Genomic DNA, 25,862 nt, shown 5'->3' on the forward strand with positions numbered 1-25,862 from the left:
ACCGACGGCGGTACATCTACTATCTATTAGGTGTCGCCCGCCGAACGTGCCAATCGCAACCGCCGCAGCTCGCGGCGTCGTGGCACGAGCGCGAAAAAGGCTGCTCAGGGCGGAGCACCCGGCGCACCCGGCCCTCGACTGCGCACCGTCCGCGAGACCTCGGCCGGCGGGCTGGTCGTCGACGGACTCGGCGGTCCACCCGACAAGCTGTGCGCCGCGCTGATCGGGCGTACCGACCGTCGCGGCCGCCTGCTGTGGTCGCTGCCGAAGGGGCACATCGAGCGCGGCGAGACCGCCGAAATGACCGCGATGCGCGAGGTGCACGAAGAGACCGGTGTCCGCAGCACGGTGCTCGCCGAACTCGGCAGCATCGACTACTGGTTCGTCACCGAAGGCCGTCGCGTCCACAAAACGGTGCACCACTATCTTCTGCGTTACCTCGGCGGTGAACTGTCCGACGCGGATGTCGAGGTCACCGAAGTCGCGTGGGTTCCGCTCCGTGAACTCCGGTCCAGGCTCGCCTACGCCGACGAACGTAAGCTCGCCGACGTCGCAGACCAGCTCATTGCGGAGATGCATCCCGAATCGCGTCCCCGCACCGACGAACCGGGGGCCCATCTCGGATGACGGCGGTGGTTTCCCGAACGGGTGCCGCGGTTCTGGCCGTGCTCACGCTCGTTCTCACAACGATCGGTGTGGCGATCCCCGCACCCGCGACGGCACAGCCGGACTCCGAAGACACCAAGTTTCTCGCTCTGAGCATCGACGAGGTCACCCCGTCGGTGGTGTCGCTCACGAGTGAATCGGTAGTCGAGGTCACGGGCACCGTCACCAATGTCGGCGACCGCGATGTCGAGGACGTCTGGGTGCGACTTCAGCGCGCACCCGTCATCTCCGACTCCGCTGCCCTGCGCACCTCGCTCTCCCTCGATCAGTCGGGTTTCGACACCGTGGGCGAATTCGAGCAGGTCACGGACCGGCTCGGCCGCGGCGACCGCACCGAGTTCACGATCGAGCTGCCCCTGCGTTCCGAACTCGAGCCGTCGCTCGGCATCGACACCCCCGGTGTCTACCCGTTGCTCGTCAACGTCAACGGCTCGCCCGAATACGGGGGCCAGGCCCGTCTGGACGATGCCCGTTTCCTGCTGCCCGTGCTGGGAGTGCCCGCGGGCGAGGACACCTCCGGCCCGCGAACGTCGGCGTCCACGCCCTCGGGCGGAACCGCCGGAACGGCGCCCAGGAGCGAGACCGAGAGCTTTCCCGCCGTTCCACCCGAGGTGTCGCGCCCCGTCGCCGTCTCGATGTTGTGGCCCTTGGCCGACACGCCGCGGCTGGCCTCGGGTGTTCCCGGATCCGCGACGGAACCCGCCCGGCTCGTCGATGACGTGCTCGCCACGTCGCTGGCCGAAGGAGGACGGCTCGACGGGTTGCTGCGCGCTGCCGAACAATCGCTGGAGACCGATCCGCGGGTCACCGAAGGCATGTGCCTGGCGATCGACCCCGACCTGCTGGTCACGGTCGCGAACATGACCCGGGACTATCTCGTGGTGGGCGACCCGGCCGATCCGATGGCGGCCGCGAGCCCCGGAACGGGCACCGAGGCGGCTATCGCGTGGCTCGGCCGCATCCGGGCACTCGCGACCTCCATGTGCACGGTGGCGGTGCCGTTCGCCCAGGCGGACCTGACGGCGCTCGCGGAACTGGACGATCCCACGCTGACCGTGCCCGCCTTGCGGTCCCCGAGCACGCTTGTCGACACGATCCTCGGAACCACGTCGCTTCCGGATGTCGTGTGGCCCGATTCCGGTGTCCTCACCGAGAACGCCGGGCTTCTCGTCGCCGCGGACGGCCCGGTCACGGCGGTACTCGCCGACACCGCGGTGGACGACGGACGCGCCGCCATGAGCGGCGCATCCCCGCGCAACAGTGTCCGGGTGTCGGGAGTGGACGGGCTGACGGCCGGCCTGTTCGACGCCGCGGCCTCGGCAGCACTCGCGGGCATGGGCGACGCGCCGTCGACCCCCTCGTTCGTGACCAAGGCCGCGCGCTACGACCTCGCCGACGACTCCGCGACCGCACGGTTCCAGGACGCGCTCGGTGCGCTGGCGTTTCCGGCGCTGGCCCCGTCGGTGGACGCGGCGTCGGGAGTGCCGCTGCCCGCACCCGGCCGCTCGGTGCTGTTCGCTCCGCCGCAGGTCTGGTCGCCGTCCCCGGACGAGGCGTCGGCCACGCTGTCCATGATCTCGTCACTCATCCGTTCGGGAACGGCGACGGCTCGTCCCTTCACCGAGTTCGTCGCCGCGGCAGCAGCCACCGCAGACGACCCGAATACCTCCGTGCTCGACTATCCGGAGCAAGCCGTCACCGACGGTGTGCCGGCAGAAGTGGTCCGGATTGCCGCCGAGCAGACGCCCCGGCTCGATGCTCTGCAGGCAGCGTTGATCGAGGATCCCCAGGCCCAGCTCACGCCGCAGGAGTTCCTCACACCGCTGCGGGAGGATCTGCTGCGCGCGATGGCGTCGGCGGGGCGGCGGGGTGAAGACCCCGAGCAGGCGGTGGACGCCGCGACTCTGCGCGCGGTGGAAGTCGAAGAAGCCGTGGACGGGATGTTCGCGGGAGTGACAGTGCTCTCACCGGGTGGTGTGTACACACTGACCTCCGAACAGAGTCCCCTACTGTTGGTGGCGCGCAACGATCTGCCCGTGGGCATCACAGTGCGGTTGCACGTGGACGCGCCCTCGGCGATGGAGATCACCGATATCGGGCCGACCCAGCTGCCTCCGCGCGGTAGCCGCACCCTGACGGTGCCCGCTCAGATCAGCGACTCGCGGAAGCTCGAACTGGAGTTCTCGCTCACCACGGAATCCGGCCTGTCTCTCGGCAGTCCGACGAACGTGACGGTACGTTCCAATGCGTATGGCCGGATTCTCGCCATCGTCACGGGCTGTGCGGGAGCGCTCCTGCTGTTCCTGGCGGGCAGGCGGCTTCTGCACCGGTTCCGCGGGGAACCGGATCCAGCCGACGAAGGGTACGAACGAGAATGACGGGGAACGCGACCCGCGACGACGTGAAGTCACCGACGACTTCACCGGACGTCACCGGTGCCGGTCCCACCGGCCGGAAGGTTCCGAGCCTGCTCGCGGCCACCGGCTCCATTGCCGTCGCCACCCTGGTCAGCCGGATCACCGGGTTCCTCAAGCAACTGCTGATCCTCACGTTGCTGGGTGCGAGCGTCGCGTCGTCGTTCACCGTGGCCCACCAGATCCCCAACATGATCTCCGAGCTGGTCCTCGGCGCGGTCCTCACCTCGATCGTGGTGCCGGTGCTCGTGCGGGCGGAACGCGAGGACCCGGACGGCGGCGAGGCATTCGTCCGTCGCCTGTTCACCGCGGCCGTCGTGCTGCTCGGCGGCGCGACGATCCTCGCGGTCGCCGCCGCGCCGCTGCTCACGACGCACGTGTTCCTCGACGACTCCGGCAAGGTGTCGACGACACTGACGACTGCCCTGTCGTACCTGCTGCTGCCGGCCATCGTGTTCTACGGGCTGTCGGGCCTGTTCACGGGCATTCTCAATACGCGGCAGGTCTTCAAGCCCGGCGCATGGGCACCCGTGGCGAACAACGTCGTCGTGCTCGTCGTGCTGGTCGTCTATTACCTGATGCCGGGGGAGATCACCCTCGATCCGGTGCGCATGAGCGACCCGAAGCTGCTGGTACTCGGCCTCGGTGTGCTTCTCGGCGTCATCACCCAGGCGATGTGCCTGATCCCCGCGCTCCGCCGCGAAGGCATCAACCTGAAGCCGCTGTGGGGCCTCGACGACCGCCTGCGCCAGTTCGGCGGGATGGCCGCGGCAATCGTGCTGTACGTGCTGATCAGCCAGATCGGCATGATCTTCGCAACCAACATCTCGTCGGGCGCCGATGCCGCAGGCCCCGCGATCTACAACAACGCCTGGCTGCTGCTGCAGTTGCCGTACGGCGTGCTCGGCGTCACCGTGCTCACCGCGATCATGCCGCGACTGAGCCGCAACGCCGCCGAGGGCGACACTCCCGCGGTCGTCGACGACCTGTCGGTCGCGACCCGGATGACCATGATCGCGCTGATCCCGATCGTCACGTTCCTCACGATCGCGGGCACGCACGTCGGGACCGCCCTGTACGGCTACGGCAATTTCGGCGCGGGCAACGCGTCCCTGCTCGGCCAGGCCGTGAGCTGGTCCGCCTTCACCCTGATTCCCTACTCGCTCGTGCTCATCCACCTGCGTGTTTTCTACGCGCGGGAACAGGCCTGGACCCCCACCTGGATCATTCTCGGCATCACCGCCGTCAAGATCGGCTTGTCGGCGCTCGCTCCGGTCGTGGCGAGCAACGACCAGCAGGTCGTCGTCCTGCTCGGTGTCGCGACCGGTCTCGCGTTCACCTGCGGTGCGTTCATCGGCGGGTTCCTGCTGCACCGCACCCTGGGCGACCTGCGGATGGCCAACGTGGGCCGCACGATTTGGCACGTGGTGCTGGCGTCGGCCGGCGGGGCGGTCGTCGTGCTCGTCGCCGACAGACTCCTGCAGTTGGACGCCCTCGCGGACCGCTTCGGCGGCCTCGGCTCGATGGTGCGTGTCGCGATCAGCGGCATCCTCATGCTGCTCGTCGCGCTCGTCGGTATGTATCTGCTCAAGGTTCCCGAGATCATGGCCATCGAGGCCGCCGTACGCCGCAAGATCGCCGCGGTGCGCGGTGGCGGCGCGGAAGAGAGCGAAGCCGAACTCGGGGAGTCCACGGCCACTTCGCCGGCCGATACCGGTGCCTTCCCGACCCGCCGCCGCTTCGGCTACGACGCCTACCCGGAGTCCGACTTCGAGAAGACCGTCGTACTGCCGCGCATCGACTACGGCGACTACGGAGTCGGACCGTACGACGCGATCACCGAAGTCATGCCTGCGATCAGAGACGTGCCCCGTCCCGTCGAGGCGCAGCAACAACTCCCGTACCCTGGTCAACAGCAGATTCGACACGGGCGCCGTGGTCCGCGCTACTTCGCGGCCCCCACGGGCGATCCTCGTCTCCGCACCGGAAGTGGACGAGTCGACAACGAAGGAGTGAGGGTGAGCGACGACCACGCTGCCGGCAGGTCCACGATCGACGCGTCACAGCAGGCAGGATCGACGCCGGCCGGAAACGATCAGCGGCCCACGCCGCCGAGTCCGCCGCGCGACACCCACCACGACACCGGGGTCATACCGATCGGCTCTCCTCAGCTTCCGCCCGTCCGGGTTCCCGGGTCGGCGCCCCGCCGCACCATGCGCGGACCGGAACTCATCGCCGGCGCGTCCGTGGCCGGTGGCCGGTACCGGCTGCTCTCGCCCCACGGTGGCGCACGCGGGCTCCGGTTCTGGCAGGCACTCGACGTCAAACTCGACCGCGAGGTGGCACTGACGTTCGTCGACGCCGACCAGAGCGCTGCCGACGGCACCGGGCCGGACTCTCCACAGGCCATCCTGTCCCGGACGCTGCGGCTCGGCCGGATCAATTCGCCCGGACTGGCACGTGTCCTGGACGTGGTCCGGGGTAGTTCGGGCGGCATCGTCGTCGCCGAGTGGACGCCCGGTCGTTCGCTGCGCGAGATGTCCGCCACGCAGCCGTCCCCGTTGGGCGCTGCACGAGCCGTCCGCGCCCTCGCGGCAGCGGCAGAGGCCTCGCACCGTGCGGGCAGCGCGTTGTCGATCGACCACCCCGACCGCATCCGGATCAGTGTCTCCGGCGACGCGGTGATGGCGTTCCCGGCAACCTTCTCCGACGCGGATGCCGTCTCCGATGTGCACGGTCTCGGAGCCAGCCTGTACGGGCTGATCACCGGCCGCTGGCCGCTCGCTGAACCGCCCGCTCCGGGACGGCCGCCGGCCCCGCACCACAGCGGCGCGACCATCGGTGGCATGCCGGAAGCCGACCGCGGCGCCGACGGCAAACCGGTCGAACCCAAGGTGCTCCGCCCCGACGTTCCGTTCGAGATCTCGGCGGTCGCCGTGCGCGCTCTGAACACCGACGGCGGGATCCGCACCGCGGCAACGGTGCAGCACATCCTCGACCAGGCGTCGGTGGTGGATCAGAAGACCGACATGATTCCCGCGCTCCGTATCGGCCAGCGCGCGAACATGACCGAAAGCCATGCCCTGGCGGACCCCGAGGCGCTCGAACAGAAGAAGAAGCATTCCCAGCGCATGCTCGTCGCGCTGATCGGCCTCGGTATCACGACGGTCGTGCTGCTCTCGCTGATCGGTTGGTGGATCACGAATCTGCTCGCCGGCGACGCAAGCGATGCGCCGCTCACCAGCCAGGAATTCGGTCTCACACCGACCGCCGAAGCACCTGCCGCACCCGAGTCCGCGTCGGAGGAGGCGGCTCCCGCCGCAGCCGGGGGCCCGGTGCCGGCATCCGCGGTGACGGTGTTCTCGCCGCAGGGCACCCCCGATTCTCCGGCGTCCGCGTCGCTTGCGATCGACGGCGACCCTGCCACGGCGTGGAGCACCGACGCGTACTTCGATCCCTTCCCGTCCCTGAAGAGCGGGGTGGGCCTGCTGGTGACGCTCGAGGACGCAGCGACCCTCTCGTCGGCGAAGGTCACGTCCGAGTCGCCCGGGACCGTGCTCGAAATCCGCAGCGCGCCCTCGGATTCGACGTCCCTGGACCAGACGCAGGTGATCGGCCAGGCGACACTGGGATCCGGCGAAACCGAGATTCCGCTCGACGCCGACGGCCGCACCACGCACGTGTTGCTGTGGATCACCGGGCTCAGCTCCGACGGTGGCAGCAACAAGAGTTCGATCTCCGAGATCGAGTTCATCGGCTCGGACTAACCGGATCGCCCCGAGCGCAAGCCGGGGCAATCGCCGTGCGATCGGCTACCATCCGCGCGTGCGAATTTTCGGGGGGATCGCAAAAATCGCCGTGCCCGACGACTCTGTGCTCACAGAGGTGCCGGGCACGTTCGTGTCCGACGCAGCCCTGTTGTCGGCACACGCGGCCGGCGATCGGGAGGCGTTCGCGACACTGCTGTCGCGCCATTACGACCATTTGTGGCAGGTGGCGCGACGTACCAGCTACTCGCCGGAGGACGCGGCCGACTCGCTTCAGGAAGCTCTCCTGTCCGCGCATCGTATGGCCGCGAACTTCCGTGAGGACGCCGCGGTCCGTAGCTGGATGCACACCATCGTCGTGAACGCGTGCCTGGATCGCATCCGGCGCAACAGGGTTCGGCCCACGGTTCCGCTCTTCCCCGACGATTCCGAAACTCCTCGTACGGGGCGGGATTCCATCCACGACACGGAACTCGCGCTCGATGTGAGGACCGCACTGTTCACACTTCCGCCCGATCAGCGCGCCGCGATCGTGGCGATCGACGTCGAGGGATATTCGGTGCGAGAAGCGGCCCGCCGGCTGGGAGTACCGGAGGGGACGGTCAAGAGCCGATGCGCGCGGGCACGTCGCAAACTCGCCGTCGTTCTCGGCGACCTACGGGAGTGAGGGAACCGAACACGAGTCCGGATCGTCTTACTCTGGTGAGGACAACCCACCCGCGAGGAGAATGCGCATGAACGAGGACGAGATGCCACGTCCGCCGTACTCGCACGACCTGCTCGCCGACCTGCACGCGGGCGTGCTGGACGACGCCTCGGCCGACAGGCTCTGGCCCCTCGTACACGCAGACCCGGAGGCCGCGGCCGTCCTCGCACGACTCGACGCGGTGAAGTCGCGTCTCGGCACGCTCCGCGACAGTGATCCGGCGGAACCGATTCCTCCGGCGGTGGCCGCCCGGATCGACGCCGCTCTGGCAACTGCTCCGCGACGACCTGCCCGAACATGGCTGGCGGGAGCCGGGGTTGCCGCGGCAGCGGCATTCGCCGGCGTGTTCGCACTCGTCCTGCTCCACTCGGCGCCCGGGGGAGACGACGACGCGGGTAGCGACGCCTACGCCGCCCACGAGAGCGACTCCGTGTTCGAGCCCGCCGAGCTACGCTCGATGGTCGGCACGACTTCGCTCGGTCCTCTCTCGGATACGGTTCGGCTCCGGAACTGCTTGGAAGCCAACGGTTTCGATTCGAATTCTCCTCTGCTGGGATCGCGGCAGACGGAATTTCGCGAACGTGACGCCGTCCTGCTGCTCCTCGGTGGACCGCACCCTCCGCAACTGACCGCGGTGATGGTCGGAACCGATTGTGACGCAAACACTCCCGCTACCCTGGCGGTTCATACCATCGGATAGGCGCTCGGCGTGCGTCGTCACTCGGCGATGGTCAGCAGCAGGTGAAGTATCCGTGCACGCAGCGCCGGGGTGTCGTCCTCCGCGGCGATCAGCCCGGTGAACAGCGCGGTCCCCGCCGCCATCACGAGCGCCGCCCGGGCATCGAGTTCCGCGTCCCCGTCACCGTTCTCGGTGAACAGCGCAGTACTCGGACCGCTGAAGGTTCGCCACAGTGTGCTGCGAAGGTCCTCGTGGTCACGCAGCGCCGCGAGGAGTCCGGGTAGGGCGGCGCGAACCTCGGGTCTCGAGAAGAGTTCGTTGCTCCCCGCGACAACCCATTCGATCCAGCCCTTGCGGTCGATTCCGTCGTACGGCGCCAGATCGGGTGCCGAGCCGAGCAGCGCATCGAGCATCAGGTGCGCCTTGCTCGGCCACCTGCGCGTCAGTGCGGCTCGCCCGACTCCCGCACGCGCCGCGATCGCCCGCATGCTGAGGCCGTCCCACCCGTCCCGGACGAGCATCTCGCGGGTGACGGCGAGGACGTCACTGTCGATTCGAGGATCTCTCGGACGTCCCGCAGGTACAGCTGGCATGGGCTCTCGTGTGAGTGGGACCAGACAGTGCCTGGTGTGTGATCGGGGTTATAGTCGGCCTATTACGATACCACTGGCATCGAAAGTAGGGTCATGACTTCGCCGCGATCCACCGTCTTCGAACCCGCCCGCCTCGGGCCTCTCACGCTCCGCAACCGCATCATCAAGGCCGCGACGTTCGAGGGTGTCATGCCCAAGGGTGCGGTCACCGACAAACTTGTCGACTTCCACGCCGAAGTCGCACGCGGCGGTACCGCGTTGACGACCGTGGCGTACTGCTCCGTCTCGCCCGCGGGTCGCGTCCACCGCGACACCCTCGTCCTCGACCGCGACGCCGTGCCCGGGCTGACCCGGCTCACCGAGGCCGTCCACCGGGAGGGCGCACTCGCGTCCGCGCAGATCGGGCATGCCGGGCTCGTCGCCAACCAGCTGTCGAACGGGATGAGCACCACCGCCCCCTCCACCCGGATCAGCGCCCCCGCGATGGGTCTCGTCCGCGGCGCGACACTCGGGCAACTCGACGCGATCGTGGAGGACTACGCGTCGGCCGCGCGATACGCCGTCGAATCCGGATTCGATGCGCTGGAAGTACACCTGGGGCACAACTACCTTCTCAGCTCCTTCATGAGCCCCAACCTCAACAAGCGGACCGACCGGTACGGGGGAAGCATCGCCAACCGCACCGCTTTTCCCCGGCGTGTCCTCGCCGCCGTGCGCGCTGCGGCGGGGGATTCGGTCGCTGTCATCGCCAAGTTCAACATGACCGACGGCGTCCCGAAGGGACTGTGGCTCGACGAGTCGCTGCCCATGGCCAAGCTGATCGAGTCCGACGGCACCATCGACGCGATGCAGCTGACCGGTGGCAGCTCGCTGCTCAACGGGATGTACTTCTTCCGCGGCGACGTTCCGATGAAGGAGTTCGTGCAGTCACAGCCGAAGGTCATCGGCTGGGGCCTGAAGGTGTACGGACCCAAGCTCTTCCCGAAACTTCCGTTCGAGGAAGCGTTCTTCCTCCCGATGGCCCGGCAGTTCCGGTCCGAACTGTCGCTGCCGCTGATCCTGCTCGGTGGCATCAACCGCATCGACACCATCGACAACGCCCTGCACGAAGGTTTCGAGTTCGTGGCCATGGGCCGGGCGCTTCTCCGTGACCCGTATCTGGTCGACAAGTTCCGCAACCACACCGCGGACGAAGGGTTGTGCATCCACTGCAACAAGTGCATGCCAACCATCTACACCGGGACCAAATGTGTGATCCGGGAAACCCTCCGGGACGTCCCGGGCGCGGTCTGACACCTCCGGGCGGCGGGTGCGCACGCGCTGTGGCACGACGCACGCTGCGAGGGGAACAACACCGTTTACCCTGGTGTTGACATCTGTGTATGCTGCCGCGCCGGTCTCTCGGCACGTGGCATCTACGACAGCCCCGACCGCCGACCGGAAGGCCTCCGCCGAATGACGACCTCGCCCACCATTCACGACCTCATCATCATCGGTTCGGGCCCGGCGGGATACACCGCCGCGATCTACGCCGCCCGCGCGGAACTCTCGCCCATCGTCTTCGAGGGAACGCAGTTCGGCGGCGAGCTGATGACGACAACCGAGGTCGAGAACTTCCCGGGCTTCAAGGACGGCATCATGGGTCCGGAGTTGATGGACCAGATGCGCGAGCAGGCGCTCCGCTTCGGTGCCGACATCCGTACCGAAGACGTCGAGGCCGTCGATCTCGCCGGCCCGGTCAAGACCGTGGTCGCGAACGGCGAAACCTACAGCAGTCACGCGGTCGTGCTCGCCATGGGCGCCGAACCCCGTTACCTCGGTGTGCCGGGGGAGGAGCGGCTCCTCGGCCGCGGCGTCTCCGCCTGCGCCACGTGTGACGGGTTCTTCTTCCGGGATCAGGACATCGCAGTGGTCGGCGGCGGCGACTCGGCGATGGAGGAAGCCACGTTCCTGACGCGGTTCGCGCGCAGCGTGACCATCATCCACCGCCGCGAAGAGTTCCGCGCCTCGAAGATCATGCTCGAGCGCGCCGAGGCTAACGAGAAGATTCGTTTCCTCACCAACACGAGGGTCCTCGAGGTCCTGGGAGAGAACAGCGTCTCGTCGCTGACCGTCGAGAACACTGTCACCGGCGAGCGCAGCGATCTCGCCGTCACCGGACTCTTCGTCGCCGTGGGACACGACCCGCGCAGCGCACTCGTCGCGGGACAGGTCGAACTGGACGACGAGGGTTACGTGAAGGTCGTCGGCCGCACCACTGCGACGTCCCTGCCGGGTGTCTTCGCGGCCGGAGACCTCGTCGACCACACCTATCGTCAGGCCATCACCGCGGCCGGCAGCGGTTGTTCCGCGGCGATCGACGCCGAGCGCTGGCTCGTCGCACGCCACGAGGTACCGCCCTCGATCGTGCCCGCCCAGGTCTGACCGTCCCACCCACCCCCCGATAACACGCGACACCAGGAGATAGCCGTGGCCGTCAAGGACACCAACACCGTCACCATCACCGATTCCTCGTTCGTCGAGGATGTGCTGCAGGCCGACAAGCCCGTGCTCGTCGACTTCTGGGCCACGTGGTGCGGTCCGTGCAAGATGGTTGCTCCGGTTCTCGAGGAGATCGCGGGTGAGCACGGCGACAAGCTGACGATCGCCAAGCTCGACATCGACGCGAACCCGTCGGCGGCCCGCGACTACCAGGTCATGTCCATCCCCACCATGATCCTGTTCTCCGGCGGCAAGCCCGTGAAGACGATCGTGGGGGCGAAGGGTAAGGCGGCGTTGCTTCGGGACCTCGCGGACGTCCTGTAGTACGGTCCCGAGGATCGATTCTCGGATGCGCCGCCCCGGGCCCCGGCTCCCGGCGCATCTGAGATAATTCCGTTCGATGCTGCCCTGCCCCGTGCCGGGCGCAATCCGGTCAGCACGGAAAGGCCCAACGCATGCGCCCTCTTCGTCACGGCGACCACGGCCCGGCAGTCGCCGAGATTCGGAGCACTCTGGCCGGTCTGGGTTTCCTGCACGCCCGTCCCGACTCCTCCGACAGCTGGATGGGGTCCGACGTCGTTTTCGACCGCGAACTCGACGGCGCCGTGCGCGCCTTCCAGCAGCAGCGCGGTCTGCTCGTCGATGGGGTTGTCGGCCCGGCCACGTACCGCTCCCTCAAGGAGGCGTCGTACCGACTCGGCGCCCGAACCTTGATGTACCAGCTGTCGGCGCCGTTGTACGGCGACGACGTGGCGGCGCTGCAGACCCGGCTGCAGGACCTGGGGTTCTACGTGGACCGCGTCGACGGCTACTTCGGCCAGAAGACCCACGAAGGACTCAGCTCGTTCCAGCGCGAGATCGGTCTCGCCGCGGACGGAATCTGTGGACCCGAAACGTTGCGGGCACTCGAGTTGCTCGGTACCCGGGTGTCGGGCGGATCGCCTCACGCCATCAGCGAGGAGGAGATCGTACGACGGTCGGGCCCCCAGCTGAGCGGTAAGCGCATCGTCATCGATCCCGGTCTGGGCGGCACCCACCACGGCATCATCGTGCCGAGCGTGCACGGGCCCATCTCGGAAGCCGACATCCTGTGGGATCTTGCGCGCCGCCTCGAGGGCCGCATGGCCGCGACCGGCATGGAGACGTTCCTCTCGCGCCCGTACCACGCGGATCCGACCGACGTCGAACGCGCCGGCACTTCCAACGCGTTCGGTGCCGATCTCATGATCTCGCTGCGCTGCGATTCGAGTTCGAACCCGCACGCGAGTGGCATCGCCAGCTTCCACTACGGCAACTCGCACGGCTCCGAATCCATGATCGGTCAGGTACTGACCGGGTTCATCCAGCGCGAGATCGTCGCGCGAACCTCGCTGCAGGACTGCCGCAGCCACGGGCGCACCTGGGACCTGCTGCGCCTGACGAATATGCCCACCGTGCAGATCGATCTCGGTTACCTCACCAACGAGCACGACGCATCACTGCTCGCCGACCCGCGCACCCGTGACGTCATTGCCGAGGCAATCCTCGTCGCAGTGAAGCGCCTGTATCTGCTCGGGCAGGACGATCAGCCCACCGGTACCTACACGTTCGCCGAACTGCTGGCCGAGGAACTCTCCATCACCGAAACTCGCTGACTCGCTGCCGGGGACTCGGCACCGCGGTCGCCGGCACCTTTACGGCACGCCCACCGCGGTGCGCCCCGTGACATCCTCCACGGTCAGTGAGGCCGCTTCGATCAGGCGCTCGAGAGCCGCTTCCACCTCTTCCTTCCATCCGTGGTCGCGGTCGAGTTCGAGCCGCAATCGTGGGAAGCGAGGATGCGGGGCGATCACCTCGAAGCCCATGTCCTCGAGAAAGTCGGCGCCGATCATGCATTCGGCAGGGGAGCATTCCCGCGCGGAGGTGGTGCTGGGCACGTCTCCCGCCGACGGCCTGTCGTCCTCCTGCGGTCGCACCCCGAACGCTTCGAGCGCCCGGACGTTGCGGCGGACCAGATCGGTCACGACGGCGCGAATGAGATCGGCACCCACATCCAGGTCGGACGCGTGAGGCTCGATGCGCATCGTGGTGAGCAGAATCGCGTCGGCGCTGACGGGTGAGGTCGGGAAGAGTCGCGCCCGGGGAACCATGTTGGGTGGCGCGTAGAACGCCACCCCTGCCACTTTGTCGTCGGTGTCCCCGAACGTGGCGACCTGTGCGCACGACCCCCACTCGAGCATGACCATGGACAGCCACGCTTCTTTCTCGAATTCGGGATCGCAGAAGTTGCGGGCATCACCGGCGGGCGCCGGATCCATTTCCCAGAACACACACCGCCTCGGGTGCGCAGGCAACTGCTCGATCGCACTCAAGGACAGCGGCGTGACTCGCGTCGACACGGGATACCTTCGCCTCCACGTCTTTCTCTCACAGACTGTTGTCCGACCCCCCTCGGGAAGTCAAGACTGGCGGGCCCGATCGGTCGGATCCGCGCCGACCTCACGGTCGGTCTGCATCATGGTCACGATACGTTCGAGATCGTCCACAGACCCGAATTCGACCACGATCTTGCCTTTGCGCTTCCCCAGACTCACGGTCACGCGGGTGTCGAAGGAGTTGGACAGACGCTCGGCGACGTCCTGCAACCCCGGCATCTGGATGGGCTTCCGCTTCGAGGACGGCGACGGCGTGGGAGCACCACTGCGGTTCGCGAGCATGACCGCTTCCTCGGTCGCGCGTACCGACATCCCTTCGGCGACGATCCGCATCGCGAGCGCTTCCTGAGCGTCGGCACCGGCTTCGAGTGCGAGCAGGGCGCGCGCGTGACCTGCGCTCAGCACGCCCGCAGCGACCCGCCGCTGGACAGGGATGGGCAGCTTGAGCAACCGGATCATGTTCGTGATGACCGGGCGCGAGCGTCCGAGACGTGTCGCCAGTTCCTCGTGGGTGACGTCGAACTCCTCGAGCAACTGCTGATACGCGGCTGCCTCTTCGAGGGGGTTGAGTTGCACACGGTGGATGTTCTCGAGGAGAGCATCGCGCAGCATCGCGTGATCGTCGGTGTCCCGGACGATCGCGGCGATCGTGTCGAGTCCCGCTTCCTGGGAGGCCCGCCACCGGCGCTCGCCCATGATGATCTGGAAGCGGTCATCGTCGGCTCGCCGCACCACGATCGGCTGCATCAGGCCGAACTCTCGGATCGAGTGGACGAGTTCGGTCAGTGCCTCTTCGTCGAAGACCTGACGGGGCTGCTTCGGGTTCCGGTCGATTCGGTCGATCGGGATCTCGAGGTACACCGCCCCGGCGGGAGAGGGGAGTTGACCCTGATCGACCTCGGCGGGCGCAGCCTCGTCGCCTTCCGTGCCCGGCGCCGTGGATTCGGGAGAGGCAGGCTTTCCGTCGCCGATGATGAGGTCCGCCGCGGCGGATCCGAGTCCGGACGGCGACGAGGACATTCCCGGTGACGCACCGGCACGTCGACTGGGGGCAGGCTTCACGGGCGGCGCGGGAGCGGTCGGTGCCGATGCGCTGGTGGTCGATTCGGTGGTCGTCGATTCGGTGGTCGTCGAGGTGGGCGCTGTCGTGGCCGGCGCAGTTACCGGTGGACCGGTCGGGATGAGAGCAGCCAAGCCTCGTCCGAGCCCGCCCTTGCGTGTCGCACTCATTCGTTCCCCTGCTTCTTCTGTATCCCGCGTGCCGCCAGCTCGCGACCCGCATCGAGGTAACTCATCGCGCCGCGCGATCCCGGATCGTAGTCGAGAACTGTCATCCCGTAGCCGGGAGCTTCGGAAACCTTCACGCTCCGGGGGATGACGGACCGCAGCACCGCGGACCCGAAGTGTGCGCGCACCTCGGAGGCGACCTGATCGGCAAGCTTCGTGCGGCCGTCGTACATCGTGAGCAACACCGTCGAGACGTGAAGGTCGGGGTTGAGGTGCGACTGCACGAGTTCGATATTGCGCAGCAACTGCCCGACACCTTCGAGGGCGTAGTACTCACACTGAATCGGGATGAGCACTTCCTTGGCCGCGACAAGAGCGTTCACCGTCAGCAGGCCCAGTGACGGCGGGCAGTCGATGATGACGTAGTCGTACTCGCGCGGCCCGAGCGCGTCCTTCGTGAGTGCGTTCCGGAGACGGTTTTCGCGAGCCACCATCGACACGAGTTCGATCTCGGCGCCTGCCAAGTCGATGGTCGCCGGGATGCAGAAGAGGCGCTCGCTGTGGGGACTCTGCTGGACGGCGTCGACGGCGCGCACCTCGCCCAGGAGGATTTCGTAACTCGACGGAACGCCGGAGTGATGAGGTACTCCCAGCGCGGTACTCGCGTTGCCTTGAGGGTCGAGGTCGACGACGAGCACCGTCAGACCCTGGACCGCCAGCGCGGCGGCGAGGTTGACCGCGGTCGTGGTTTTGCCGACCCCACCCTTCTGATTCGCGATCGTGAACACGCGGCGCTCGTGCGGCTTCGGGAGAGCAATCGCATCGCTCGGGTGAAGCACCTGGCTCGCGCGATGTGCCGCAGCGCCGATCGGCGTATCGATCGCGGAGAAACCATCGAAGGGGACGGGTGAGAACTCGTCGTTCATCGCCTCGGTTTCACGTGAAACAGCGGATTCAGATCCACCCGTCATAGAACGCTCCTTAAACGTTTGATCCGCACGGTCCGCACGCTACATCCTCTTCGCTCCGGGGACACGGCGCACGGGACGCGGCCTGTTCGAGCAACGAGGAGGCGAGGCATGTCCGAGGAGTTGGTTGTGTCTTCGACGCGTCGATTCACGTCCACTTCCTCGGTCGGTTCAGTATTCCACCCGCATTCTATGTGGCTGCCACGCGATCACACCGCAGGACGTTCCACGTGAAACAACGCTTCTTTGTTTCACGTGGAACATTGCGGACCGGGGGGAGTGGGGAATGTTTCACGTGAAACTACGACACGTGTCGCTCGGGTCGCTGAGCTACGGGTACTGATTACTTCCGAGTATCTGAACATCTTGGTGCGCAACGTGTTTGAAATTCTTTCCCCGTAAGACGTTGTGCCACAGCGTTTCCCTCATCCGGAGAACTTTTACACGGCACGGTCCCACTTCTGGCGTCACAGTGACGAAAAGAGAAGGGGTCCCCGGTACCCGCCCACACGGGAACAAAATCGACCCTTGACGCCGTCCGAACTCTTCCGGATGCCACTCAGTACTCGAGGGACTGCCTCGAGCTCGAGAGGCATCCCGGTCGATCGGTACTCGAGATGTCCGGCGCCGGCCCGAACAAAACAAGCCCCTCGACTCCGCGAGGGGAGTGAGGGGCTCGTTTCACGTGGAACAGTTACTTGTTCTTTCTCCGCCGCGAAGGACGTGGCATGCGCTCCGCTTTCACCACGAGTGTCGGAACCGGAAGCGCATCGCGGCCGCACTCGAGCACCTCGAGATTGCCGGCACCGAGGCGGGCAAGCTCGTCTCGGTCTCGCTCGATCTCCTCGTGCGCCGAGGAACCTTTCAACGCGAGCATGCGGCCGCCTTCGTGGATCAGGGGGAGGGACCACTTGGCGAGTTTCGCGAGCGGCGCGACCGCCCGCGACGTGACCACGTCGGCTCCGCCGGCTTCCTGAAGCACACTCGGCTGTTCCGCGCGGCCTCGCACCACCAAGACATTGTCGAGACCGTTGGCTTCCACAAATTCCGCCAGATAGACCGTGCGTCGCAAGAGCGGCTCGACGAGTGTGATTCTCAGGTCGGGTCGAGCGATCGCCAGCGGAATACCCGGCAAGCCCGCTCCGCTGCCGACATCGACGACGGCCTCGTCCTCCTGGATGAGTTCGCCCAACACCGCGCAATTCAAGATGTGACGCTCCCACAGTCGGGACACTTCACGCGGACCGATCAGTCCGCGCTCGACTCCGTCGACCGACAGTGAGCGATGGTAACGCTCGGCAAGCTCGAATCTCTCACCGAAGATCTGCTGGGCGGTGGCCAGCAATCCTGCCTCGTCTTGTTCCACGTGAAACATCCTCTCGTGCCGACGGCGTGCCGGCGGTGCCGGTCCCGCTGGCCTCCATCGAATAAAAAGAGGGACCCCGAGTGTTCAGGGTCCCTCTTCGAGCCGAAAGCGGACGGCTCAATCCTGCACGATCACAACGCGCCGATGCGGTTCGGCGCCTTCGCTCTCGCTGGAGACCCCGTCGACCTTCGCGACCGCATCGTGCACGATCTTGCGTTCGAAGGGAGTCATCGGGGCAAGTTCCTCACGACCGCCGCCGGCCAGGACCCGCTTCGCAGCGGAGGTACCCAGCTCGGTCAGCTCGGCGCGCTTGCCCGCACGCCAGCCCGCGATGTCGAGCATGAGCTTGCTGCGTTCCCCGGTGGCCTGCTGCACGGCGAGACGTGTGAGCTCCTGGAGGGCGTCGAGAACGTCACCGTTGGTTCCGACGAGCTTGCTCAGATCCTTGCCGCCGTCGATGCTCACGACGGCCCGGTCACCCTCGACGTCGAGGTCGATGTCGCCGTCGAAGTCGAGCACGTCGAGCAACTGTTCGAGATAGTCGCCGGCGATTTCCCCCTCTTCGATCAAGTCCTCGTCGTCGACCACGTCGGTGTCGAGTTCAGGCTCGCGCGCCTCGCCGGTCACCTCGATGTCCTCCTGTGCCTTGTCCAGGTCACTGGCCATGATCAGCTCTCTTCTACTTCGGTCAGCGCCGCTTGCGCTTGGAGTTCTTGGGACGGCTACCCGGCTTCGGGGCCGATGATCCGGGACCGGACGTGGGCGTCGAGTTGCCGTTCGCCTGAGCGTCTACGTCCTTGGTCAGCGAGACCTCGGGCGTCACGTCGGTGGCCGCACCGTCGGCAGGAGCACTCTCCGCCGCAGCGACGGCGCCCTTCTTCTTCTTCGCCTTGTTCGGACGGGCACCCGGCTTCGGGGCGTTCTCGTTGCGGCGTGCGAGCGCCGCTGCCCGCTTCTCTTCTTCTTCCTGATCGATCTTCCGGAAGACGAGATGCTGCTGGCCGTACGTCCACACGTTGTTGCTCACCCAGTACAGGATGATGGCGATCGGGAGGAACGGACCACCGACGAGCACACCGAGCGGGAACACGTAGAGCGCGAGCTTGTTCATGATTGCGGCCTGCGGGTTCGCGGCAGCCTGAGTGCTCTGGCGGGCGACGGAAGCGCGGGCGTTGAAGTGCGTGGCGATACCGGCCACGATCATGAGGGGAACGGCGACCGCCGCGATCTGCCACCGCGAAGGGATGTCACCGAACGGCGCGAAGGCCTCGAGCGAGGCGATCGGCTGAGTGATCCACGACGAGATCGGGGCACCGAACAGACGCGCGCTCAGGAAGGATTCGACGTCTTCCGGGCTGAAGGCGTAGTTGCCGACACGTGCGTTCTCTTCCGGCGTCAGGCCGAGCTGGCCGAAGCCGGTACCGGTGCGGTTGAAGGACCGCAGCACGTGGAACAGACCGATGAAGACCGGCACCTGCAGCAGGACCGGCAGGCAACCCATCAGGGGGTTGAAGCCGTGTTCCTTCTGGAGCTTCTGCATCTCCAGTGCCTGGCGTTGCCGGTCGTTGGAGTACTTCTTCTGAAGCGCCTTGATCTGCGGCTGAAGTTCCTGCATCTGCCGGGTCGTGCGGACCTGCTTGACGAACGGCTTGTACAGAATGGCGCGGAGGGTGAACACGAGGAACACCACCGACAACGCCCACGTCCAGCCGCTGTCGGGAGCAAGGACGAACGAGAAGGCTTTGTGCCAGACCCAGAGGATCCAGGACACGGGATAGTAGATGAAGTCGAGCACGGCTCTATGTACTCCTCGGGTCGTCCATGTCGCCACGGAGAGGCGTCGGTCTCAGGTCTTCGCTCCGGTCAGGTACCCACGTGGGACGACCGATGACTCCGCTCGGGTACCGGATTCCATCCTCCAGGATGCCAGGGAGCACATTTGAGCAGCCGCACCAACGTGAGCGCCGTGCCGACCACGAACCCTCGCGCGCGCAACGCTTCGACCGCGTATTCGCTGCAGGTGGGAACGAATCGGCACGTCGGCATCCGGGTAGGCGACACGTACGTGCGGTAGAGCTCGATACAGAAGATCAATGCCCTTGCCGGCGCCGAGCGGATGGTGTTTCCGCTCGCATTCGGGGCGGTCATGCGGGCTTCCCGGCATCGGCGTGGACGCCTGCACTCTCGGCAGGGACGCTGGAGGACGGCTCCTCGCCGGTGGGAGATGCGTCGAGAAGAAGTCCGAGCCTGGTCAGACCCGACCGGAGCTGCTTGTCGAGTTCCCGCGAATCCGCGGTCGCCGAGCCCGGAAGAGCACGCAGCACGAGGTCGGTGTTCTCGGGTACTCGCTCGACGAGGCCGGCACAGATATGACGAAGCCGGCGTGCGACTCGATGTCGAATCACCGCCGGCCCGACAGCCTTATTCACGACGAGCCCGAAACGGGGACCGTCGACACTCACCAAGAACTCGGACCTATCACGCTCGAGAGCGTGAATCACCAGGTCCCGCCGCCCCTGACGGCGACCGCGACGGACGGTATCGGAAAAGTCCGTGCGGCGCCGCAGTCGATACGGCTCAGGTAACACCCCGAGCTCCCGTTACGGGATCAGGCGGTGAGTTCGGCGCGGCCCTTACGGCGACGCGCCGTCACGATCGCGCGACCCGCACGGGTCCGCATCCGGAGACGGAAGCCGTGGACGCGCGCGCGGCGTCGGTTGTTCGGCTGGAACGTCCGCTTGCCCTTAGCCACGGTCAACACTCCTCGAGATATATGTGACGCCGGCAGGCGCCATCGGTCTAACGTGTACGGATTTTCGCACGACCCGTGCGCAATGAGTGCAGCACGGACCTATCACTTCTGCATGAGTGACTGTTCGAGGCTACGCGGATTCCGACGCGAAATCAAACTGCGGTCTCTGTGCCCGCGCGGTCCCGGTTGTGGTGCACATCCGTCGAAAGTCGGGCCCCGAACACCCCTGTGTCCCACGTCACGGTGGGTTACGCTCTCTCGCATGGCTTCGTCAGCGAACCCGCAGCGCATAGGCCGTCTTGCCCATTCGCCGCACGTCCATAGACGATGCGCGCGGCCGCCGGTCGCGTGCCGTCGCTCCTGACGCGCCGCACAGCGCCACCGCGCGGAGCCGATCTCGTGTGCCAGACTGATCACGAAGCGTCGGCACACCGACGGGCCCCTCGAATCAGGTCTTCCACTTCACCTGTGCACACAGTTGCACCACTTCTGCAGACATCCACCGGGTCGTCCCCCCCCGGTTGTCCACACCTGTGGATAATCGTGTGGAAATCATGTCGACCTGTGGGAGGAAGCTACGTGAACGACGAGCCGAACGCGCTTGCCGATGTGTGGGCGGACGTCGTCGCCGAGCTGACAGCGGACGACGGAGTGCTGACCAAGAGCCAGAAGGCGTGGCTTGCGCTGGTCAAGCCGATCACGCTGGCCCAGGGTTTCGCGCTGCTGTCGGTCCCGTCCACGTTGGCCCAGCAATCCATCGAGCGTGACCTGCGCGAACCTATTCTCCGGGTGCTCACCCGCTACCTGGGTCATCGCGTGGAAGGACTGGGCGTTCGGGTCGAGCCGCGCGAACGCATCGACGACCCCGCGGAGGATCCGTACGCGGAACCCCGCGACACTCTGCCCCTCGAGGGCCTTCCCGAGGACCGGGGCGCCGGGGATACCCGCAGCGGAGAGAGCCGCGCCCGCGATGCACGGCGCGAGCCGGCGGGATCTCGAGACGGTGGTTCACCTCGAGACGGTCGCTCCTCCCGCGACGGCATGGCTCCCGGCGAAGGCATCGGGCACCTCCGGCGGAGGTACACCACAGCCCGCGACCACGACATGCTCGACGGCGAGCCCGGCGACCACGAGGAAGTGGACGACGACCGGGAGGCACTGACCGCCGTCCGCGAATCGTGGCCGTCCTACTTCACGCAGCCGCCACCTCCCGAGACGCCCTCCATGGGCAGCAGCAGCCTCAACGCGAAATACACCTTCGACACCTTTGTGATCGGCGCGTCGAACCGCTTCGCCCACGCCGCGGCCGTCGCGATCGCCGAAGCCCCGGCCCGGGCATACAACCCGCTGTTCATCTGGGGTGCGTCCGGTCTCGGCAAGACCCATCTGCTGCACGCCGCCGGTCACTACGCCCAGCGGTTGTTCCCCGGTATGCGGGTCAAGTACGTCTCCACCGAGGAATTCACGAACGATTTCATCAACAGCCTCCGCGACGACCGCAAGGTCGCGTTCAAGCGGCGGTACCGGGAGACGGACATCCTCCTGGTCGACGACATCCAGTTCATCGAGGGCAAGGAAGGTATCCAGGAAGAGTTCTTCCACACCTTCAACACGCTCCACAACGCGAACAAGCAGATCGTCGTCTCGTCGGACCGTCCTCCCAAGCAGCTGGCAACCCTCGAGGAACGCCTGCGCACCCGGTTCGAGTGGGGCCTGATCACCGATGTCCAGCCGCCCGAACTCGAGACGCGCATCGCGATCCTCAGCAAGAAGGCGCGCATGGACGGGCTCAACGTTCCCCATGACGTCCTCGAGCTGATCGCCAGCCGGATCGAACGCAACATCCGCGAACTCGAGGGTGCGCTGATCCGCGTCACCGCCTTCGCGTCCCTGAACCGCCAGCCGCTCGATCTGACGCTGGCGGAGGTCGTGCTGCGTGATCTGATGCCCGATTCGACGGCTCTCGAGATCAACGCAGCGACCATCATGGCGGTGACCGCGGAGTACTTCGGTACGTCCATCGACGACCTGTGCGGTCCGGGCAAGGCGCGTCCACTCGCGCAGGCCAGGCAGATCTCCATGTATCTCTGCCGAGAACTGACGGATCTGTCACTGCCGAAGATCGGGCAGACGTTCGGACGCGATCACACCACAGTTATGTACGCGGACAAGAAGATTCGCAAAGAGATGACGGAACGCCGGAAGGTGTACGACCAGGTCCAGGAACTCACCGCGCGGATCAAGCAGAGGTCCAAGCGGTAGTCCTCGCCGCAGAAAGCTGTCCACAGGGAGTGCCCACACGGGCGCTCCCTGTCCTGTTTCCGTCCCGCATCTCGAGAAAGTCCGGGTACTCACACTTGTGGACAAGGGTGTGTACAACATGGGATCTTTGTGGACGGACGGTGGACAGAGGACTAACACTCTCGAGGAGTCCACATTCCATCCTCGAGTAGTCCTCGAGTTCATCCTCGAGTGCGGCGCCTCGAGAAGGGCACCCCACCAGCCTAGACGTCGATCGGTCCACAGATTGCACAGGACCTATTACTACTTCTGTGAGTTCTTCTGAGAAATACTATTTAAAAACAGGTGTGTGGATGAGCTGTTCCACAGGCGTCTCGAGTGAGGTGCCCTCTCCCGGCCCCAGCTTTCCAACCAGCCAGGGAAGGCATACCGTGGAGCCGCATCCCCCGACGCCGCCCCGCGGAGTCGGGGCCTTGTGTCAGACTTCGTACGACTTGTCGAGACCACGATCGAAGGGATCCACCGGGCGATGGAGCTTGGAAGCATGAAGTTTCGTGTTGCTCGCGAGGACTTCGCCGACTCTGTCGCGTGGGTTGCCCGGAGTCTGCCGTCACGACCTCCGGTGCCCGTCCTCGGCGGTGTCCTCCTCGGAGCCGAAGAGCAGGGCCTGACCGTGTCGGGATTCGACTACGAGGTCTCGGCGCAGGTCCACGTGGCGGCCGAAGTCATCACCACCGGCCAGGCCCTCGTGTCGGGCAAGTTGCTCGCCGACATCACCCGTTCGCTGCCCAACAAGCCGGTCGACGTGGTTCTCGACGGCACGCGTGTACTCATCACGTGCGGCAGCGCAAAGTTCTCGCTCCCGACGATGCCCGTCGAGGATTATCCCCAGCTCCCCGAGCTGCCCCAGCAGACCGGCTCGCTCGCCGGCGACCTGTTCGCCGAGGCCATCAGCCAGGTCGCGGTGGCAGCGGGCAGGGACGACACCTTGCCGATGCTCACCGGCATCCGGGTCGAGATCGACGGCACCGACGTGGTGCTCGCCGCCACCGACCGGTTCCGCCTCGCGGTGCGCAAACTCGAGTGGATGCCGACCACGGACACCACCACGGCCGCAGTGCTCGTACCGGCGAAGACTCTGTCGGAGGCTGCGAAAACCGTTGGCGGGTCGTCGAATTCGCCCGTGCAGCTCGCACTGGGTAGCGGTTCGTCGGTGGGCGCCGAAGGTCTGCTCGGCATCGTCGCCGACGGCCGCCGCACCACCACGCGGCTCCTCGATGCCGAATTCCCCAAGTTCCGCCAGCTGCTGCCGAACGAGCACACAGCGATGGCCACCGTCGAGATCGCTCCGCTCGTCGAGGCGATCAAGCGTGTCGCGCTCGTTGCCGAACGTGGCGCTCAGGTCCGACTCGAGTTCACCGACGGCGGCGTGCTCCTGTCCGCCGGTGGCGACGATGCGGGTCGCGCCGAAGAATCACATCCCGCCGAGTTCTACGGTGAACCGCTGGTCATCGCGTTCAACCCCGGTTATCTGCTCGACGGCTTGACGTCGCTGCACACCGACAAGGTCTCGTTCGGGTTCACCACCGCGAGCCGGCCCGCCGTGCTCCGGCCCGCACTCGAGGAAGAACCGTCGCCCGACGCTTCGGGTACCTTCGCTGCTCCCGAGAGCGATTACACCTATCTGCTGATGCCGGTGCGCCTGCCGGGCTGACCGGCGCGCCAGATTTGGACGGTCCGTGTACGTTCGCACCTTCTCGTTGCGCGACTTCCGCTCCTGGGAAGCCGTCTCCGTGGAGCTGTCGCCAGGAGCGACGGTCTTCGTCGGCCGCAACGGACACGGCAAGACGAACTTGCTCGAGGCTCTCGGATACCTGTCGAGCCTGTCGTCGCACCGGGTCGCGTCCGACACACCGCTGCTGCGCGCCGGTACGACACGTGCATTCACAGGTGCGCAGGTCGTCAATGCGGGTCGTGAGCTGGGCATCGACATCGAGATCAACGAGGGCAAGCCGAATCGCGCCCGCATCAACCAGTCGCCGGCTCGTCGCCCCAGGGAGATTCTGGGGATTCTGAGGACCGTGTTGTTCGCGCCCGAAGACCTGTCGCTCGTCCGCGGTGACCCCGGTGACCGGCGCCGGTACCTCGACGAACTTCTCACCACCCGTTATCCCCGGATGAGCGGCGTCCGGGCCGACTACGACAAGGTGCTGCGGCAGCGTTCGGCGCTGCTCAAGACAGCCGGAGGCGCGCTGCGCCGGGGCACGCGCTCGACCGACGGTACGAGTGCGCTGGCGACCCTCGATGTCTGGGACGGGCACCTCGCCGCACACGGATCGGAGTTGCTTGCGGCCCGGCTCGAGTTGTTGCACGCTCTGGCCCCGCACGTGTCGGAGGCATACCGCTCGATCGCGCCCGAATCCCGTCCCGCCCGCCTGCGATATCGCAGCAGCCTCGGTGATGCACTGCCCGACGAGTTCTCCGATCCGGCCCGCGTTCCCGCACCGGACGACCGTGAATTCCTCGAGACCGTGTTCCTGCACCGTCTGGCAGAAGCGCGGAACAAGGAGATCGAACGCGGTGTGTGCCTGGTGGGCCCGCACCGCGACGATCTCGAGTTGATCCTCGGCGAGCACGGTGCGAAGGGATACGCGAGTCACGGCGAATCGTGGTCGTTCGCGCTCGCGCTCCGGCTCGGCGCCTTCGCGCTGCTCCGTACGGACGGTACCGACCCCGTGCTGTTGCTCGACGACGTCTTCGCCGAACTCGATCGCCGTCGCCGCGCTGCGCTCGCGGAGGTCGCTGCGACCGCGGAGCAGGTACTGATCACCGCGGCTGTTCCCGAGGACGTGCCGGACGAGTTGAGCGGCGCGCGGTTCCCCGTGGAGGTGGAAGACACCGACAACGGTCGGATCTCTGTGCTGGGATCGGTGCAATGGGCAGACGCACAATCGGTCGGGAGGTTCGATGAGTGACGAGTCACGGCCACAGGACGGCTCGCCGTCCGGCGAACCGGAACTGAAGGGTGTCGACCTCGCACGGCGCGCGCTCGAGGAAGCTCGAGCAGCAGCCAAGGCCAGCGGCAAGGCAGTGGGACAGGGTCGCGCGTCGCGCGGGAACCTGCGTCCTCGCCGGCGTCGCCGCGGCTGGTCCGGCCCCGGACCCGACGACCGGGATCCGCAGCCTCTGGGCGCTCTCACCGGCGCGGTAGCCAAGCAACGAGGCTGGTCGACGCACGTATCCGAGGGCACCGTCCTCGGCAGTTGGGCTCGTGTGGTGGGCGAGGACATCGCCGGCCACGCCCAGCCGACGACACTGCGCGACGGCATCTTGCACATCTCGGCCGAGTCGACGGCCTGGGCAACCCAGTTGCGGATGATGCAATCGCAGATCCTGGCGAAGATCGCCGCGGCCGTGGGCCACGGCGTGGTGAAGGAACTGCGCATCAGCGGACCCACGGCGCCGAGTTGGCGCAAGGGCGAGCGGCATGTCCGTGGGCGTGGTCCTCGCGATACGTATGGGTGATCCAGGTCGCCCGCGAGCATCACGAGCGCGGAATGAAGCCGACGTAGGAAATTACGTGTGTTG

At 66.6% G+C, this 25,862-nt stretch carries 23 protein-coding genes; 13 read left to right on the forward strand and 10 right to left on the reverse strand.

The features are described 5' to 3' along the window. The first annotated feature begins 30 nt into the window (after nt 1–30). The 5 genes from ACFWBU_RS00890 to ACFWBU_RS00910 all read left to right on the forward strand — a co-directional run bounded on the left by ACFWBU_RS00890 (nt 31) and on the right by ACFWBU_RS00910 (nt 8,253). Complete coding sequence (locus tag ACFWBU_RS00890) at nt 31–627, forward strand: NUDIX hydrolase (RefSeq protein WP_169620917.1); 597 nt, start codon at nt 31–33, stop codon at nt 625–627. After that, nucleotides 624–3,044, forward strand: coding sequence for a glycoprotein (locus ACFWBU_RS00895; protein ID WP_378527191.1), 2,421 nt, complete (start codon nt 624–626; stop codon nt 3,042–3,044). Before ACFWBU_RS00890 ends, ACFWBU_RS00895 begins: the two co-directional genes overlap by 4 nt. Then, nucleotides 3,041–6,847 carry a murein biosynthesis integral membrane protein MurJ gene (gene murJ / locus ACFWBU_RS00900; RefSeq protein WP_169620915.1) on the forward strand — a complete coding sequence of 1,269 codons (3,807 nt, stop codon included), beginning with the start codon at nt 3,041–3,043 and terminating at the stop codon, nt 6,845–6,847. The genes ACFWBU_RS00895 and murJ overlap by 4 nt, the downstream gene beginning before the upstream one ends. 133 nt (nt 6,848–6,980) lie before the next feature. Then, nucleotides 6,981–7,514, forward strand: coding sequence for an RNA polymerase sigma factor SigM (sigM, locus tag ACFWBU_RS00905; protein WP_169621079.1), 534 nt, complete (start codon nt 6,981–6,983; stop codon nt 7,512–7,514). A gap of 67 nt (nt 7,515–7,581) precedes the next feature. Then, nucleotides 7,582–8,253, forward strand: a complete 672-nt coding sequence (locus tag ACFWBU_RS00910) for a hypothetical protein (RefSeq protein WP_169620914.1) — start codon at nt 7,582–7,584, stop codon at nt 8,251–8,253. A 17-nt stretch (nt 8,254–8,270) separates the two neighbouring features. Here the strand turns inward: ACFWBU_RS00910 and ACFWBU_RS00915 are convergent, their stop codons facing one another. Further along, nucleotides 8,271–8,825, reverse strand: a complete 555-nt coding sequence (locus ACFWBU_RS00915; RefSeq protein WP_169620913.1) for a TetR family transcriptional regulator — start codon at nt 8,823–8,825, stop codon at nt 8,271–8,273. Nucleotides 8,826–8,918: 93 nt separating this feature from the next. Between ACFWBU_RS00915 and ACFWBU_RS00920 the strand changes: the two genes are divergently transcribed. The 4 genes from ACFWBU_RS00920 (at nt 8,919) to ACFWBU_RS00935 (ending at nt 12,940) form a co-directional block, all read left to right on the forward strand. Then, on the forward strand, nt 8,919–10,118 hold the full coding sequence (locus ACFWBU_RS00920; RefSeq protein ID WP_169620912.1) for an NADH:flavin oxidoreductase: 1,200 nt from the start codon (nt 8,919–8,921) through the stop codon (nt 10,116–10,118). A 162-nt stretch (nt 10,119–10,280) separates the two neighbouring features. Beyond that, nucleotides 10,281–11,249 carry a thioredoxin-disulfide reductase gene (gene trxB, locus ACFWBU_RS00925; RefSeq protein ID WP_169620911.1) on the forward strand — a complete coding sequence of 323 codons (969 nt, stop codon included), beginning with the start codon at nt 10,281–10,283 and terminating at the stop codon, nt 11,247–11,249. Nucleotides 11,250–11,294: 45 nt separating this feature from the next. Beyond that, nucleotides 11,295–11,630, forward strand: a complete 336-nt coding sequence (gene trxA / locus ACFWBU_RS00930) for a thioredoxin (RefSeq protein WP_169620910.1) — start codon at nt 11,295–11,297, stop codon at nt 11,628–11,630. Nucleotides 11,631–11,761: 131 nt separating this feature from the next. Next, nucleotides 11,762–12,940, forward strand: coding sequence for an N-acetylmuramoyl-L-alanine amidase (locus tag ACFWBU_RS00935; protein WP_169652315.1), 1,179 nt, complete (start codon nt 11,762–11,764; stop codon nt 12,938–12,940). 39 nt (nt 12,941–12,979) lie between these two features. Here ACFWBU_RS00935 and ACFWBU_RS00940 read toward each other — a convergent pair whose 3' ends face one another. From ACFWBU_RS00940 to rpmH, 9 genes are all read right to left on the reverse strand, one after another. After that, nucleotides 12,980–13,684 (reverse strand): GNAT family N-acetyltransferase, encoded by a 705-nt coding sequence (locus tag ACFWBU_RS00940; protein WP_169652314.1) that lies wholly within the window; start codon nt 13,682–13,684, stop codon nt 12,980–12,982. A gap of 60 nt (nt 13,685–13,744) precedes the next feature. After that, on the reverse strand, nt 13,745–14,950 hold the full coding sequence (locus ACFWBU_RS00945; protein ID WP_169620907.1) for a ParB/RepB/Spo0J family partition protein: 1,206 nt from the start codon (nt 14,948–14,950) through the stop codon (nt 13,745–13,747). Continuing rightward, the gene (locus ACFWBU_RS00950) at nt 14,947–15,918 is read right to left on the reverse strand and encodes a ParA family protein (protein WP_169620906.1); all 972 of its coding nucleotides are present in this window, start codon (nt 15,916–15,918) and stop codon (nt 14,947–14,949) included. The genes ACFWBU_RS00945 and ACFWBU_RS00950 overlap by 4 nt, the downstream gene beginning before the upstream one ends. 691 nt (nt 15,919–16,609) lie before the next feature. After that, nucleotides 16,610–17,290 (reverse strand): 16S rRNA (guanine(527)-N(7))-methyltransferase RsmG, encoded by a 681-nt coding sequence (gene rsmG / locus ACFWBU_RS00955; RefSeq protein WP_169620905.1) that lies wholly within the window; start codon nt 17,288–17,290, stop codon nt 16,610–16,612. Nucleotides 17,291–17,398: 108 nt separating this feature from the next. Further along, complete coding sequence (locus ACFWBU_RS00960; RefSeq protein ID WP_169620904.1) at nt 17,399–17,947, reverse strand: R3H domain-containing nucleic acid-binding protein; 549 nt, start codon at nt 17,945–17,947, stop codon at nt 17,399–17,401. 22 nt (nt 17,948–17,969) lie between these two features. Next, nucleotides 17,970–19,076 (reverse strand): membrane protein insertase YidC, encoded by a 1,107-nt coding sequence (yidC, locus tag ACFWBU_RS00965; RefSeq protein ID WP_169620903.1) that lies wholly within the window; start codon nt 19,074–19,076, stop codon nt 17,970–17,972. Between the two features lie 68 nt (nt 19,077–19,144). Beyond that, nucleotides 19,145–19,429, reverse strand: a complete 285-nt coding sequence (gene yidD, locus ACFWBU_RS00970; RefSeq protein WP_378527194.1) for a membrane protein insertion efficiency factor YidD — start codon at nt 19,427–19,429, stop codon at nt 19,145–19,147. Then, on the reverse strand, nt 19,426–19,869 hold the full coding sequence (gene rnpA, locus ACFWBU_RS00975; protein ID WP_169620901.1) for a ribonuclease P protein component: 444 nt from the start codon (nt 19,867–19,869) through the stop codon (nt 19,426–19,428). Before rnpA ends, yidD begins: the two co-directional genes overlap by 4 nt. 20 nt (nt 19,870–19,889) lie before the next feature. After that, nucleotides 19,890–20,033, reverse strand: coding sequence for a 50S ribosomal protein L34 (gene rpmH / locus ACFWBU_RS00980; RefSeq protein ID WP_169620900.1), 144 nt, complete (start codon nt 20,031–20,033; stop codon nt 19,890–19,892). A gap of 579 nt (nt 20,034–20,612) precedes the next feature. Here rpmH and dnaA point away from each other — a divergent pair. The 4 genes from dnaA to ACFWBU_RS01000 all read left to right on the forward strand — a co-directional run bounded on the left by dnaA (nt 20,613) and on the right by ACFWBU_RS01000 (nt 25,799). Beyond that, entirely contained in the window at nt 20,613–22,295 is a 1,683-nt protein-coding gene (gene dnaA / locus ACFWBU_RS00985; protein ID WP_169652310.1) for a chromosomal replication initiator protein DnaA, read from the forward strand. Nucleotides 22,296–22,803: 508 nt separating this feature from the next. Further along, nucleotides 22,804–23,988 (forward strand): DNA polymerase III subunit beta, encoded by a 1,185-nt coding sequence (gene dnaN / locus ACFWBU_RS00990; protein WP_169652309.1) that lies wholly within the window; start codon nt 22,804–22,806, stop codon nt 23,986–23,988. A 25-nt stretch (nt 23,989–24,013) separates the two neighbouring features. Then, nucleotides 24,014–25,249: a DNA replication/repair protein RecF gene (recF, locus tag ACFWBU_RS00995; RefSeq protein ID WP_378527195.1), complete on the forward strand. Its 1,236-nt coding sequence runs from the start codon at nt 24,014–24,016 to the stop codon at nt 25,247–25,249. Further along, nucleotides 25,242–25,799: a DUF721 family protein gene (locus ACFWBU_RS01000; protein ID WP_169620896.1), complete on the forward strand. Its 558-nt coding sequence runs from the start codon at nt 25,242–25,244 to the stop codon at nt 25,797–25,799. The genes recF and ACFWBU_RS01000 overlap by 8 nt, the downstream gene beginning before the upstream one ends. The last annotated feature ends 63 nt before the right edge of the window (nt 25,800–25,862 follow it).

The organism is Rhodococcus sp. NPDC060084 (genome assembly GCF_042730335.1).
In the GTDB taxonomy this organism is placed as follows: Bacteria; Actinomycetota; Actinomycetes; order Mycobacteriales; family Mycobacteriaceae; genus Rhodococcus.

Coding starts and splice junctions, on each gene's coding strand:
- ACFWBU_RS00895 (WP_378527191.1), top strand. CDS start 624: ATGACGGCGGTGGTTTCCCGAACGGGTGCCGCGGTTCTGGCCGTGCTC.
- murJ (WP_169620915.1), top strand. CDS start 3,041: ATGACGGGGAACGCGACCCGCGACGACGTGAAGTCACCGACGACTTCA.
- ACFWBU_RS00910 (WP_169620914.1), top strand. CDS start 7,582: ATGAACGAGGACGAGATGCCACGTCCGCCGTACTCGCACGACCTGCTC.
- ACFWBU_RS00915 (WP_169620913.1), bottom strand. CDS start 8,825: ATGCCAGCTGTACCTGCGGGACGTCCGAGAGATCCTCGAATCGACAGT.
- ACFWBU_RS00920 (WP_169620912.1), top strand. CDS start 8,919: ATGACTTCGCCGCGATCCACCGTCTTCGAACCCGCCCGCCTCGGGCCT.
- trxB (WP_169620911.1), top strand. CDS start 10,281: ATGACGACCTCGCCCACCATTCACGACCTCATCATCATCGGTTCGGGC.
- ACFWBU_RS00935 (WP_169652315.1), top strand. CDS start 11,762: ATGCGCCCTCTTCGTCACGGCGACCACGGCCCGGCAGTCGCCGAGATT.
- ACFWBU_RS00945 (WP_169620907.1), bottom strand. CDS start 14,950: ATGAGTGCGACACGCAAGGGCGGGCTCGGACGAGGCTTGGCTGCTCTC.
- ACFWBU_RS00950 (WP_169620906.1), bottom strand. CDS start 15,918: ATGACGGGTGGATCTGAATCCGCTGTTTCACGTGAAACCGAGGCGATG.
- rsmG (WP_169620905.1), bottom strand. CDS start 17,290: ATGTTTCACGTGGAACAAGACGAGGCAGGATTGCTGGCCACCGCCCAG.
- ACFWBU_RS00960 (WP_169620904.1), bottom strand. CDS start 17,947: ATGGCCAGTGACCTGGACAAGGCACAGGAGGACATCGAGGTGACCGGC.
- yidD (WP_378527194.1), bottom strand. CDS start 19,429: ATGACCGCCCCGAATGCGAGCGGAAACACCATCCGCTCGGCGCCGGCA.
- dnaN (WP_169652309.1), top strand. CDS start 22,804: ATGGAGCTTGGAAGCATGAAGTTTCGTGTTGCTCGCGAGGACTTCGCC.
- ACFWBU_RS01000 (WP_169620896.1), top strand. CDS start 25,242: ATGAGTGACGAGTCACGGCCACAGGACGGCTCGCCGTCCGGCGAACCG.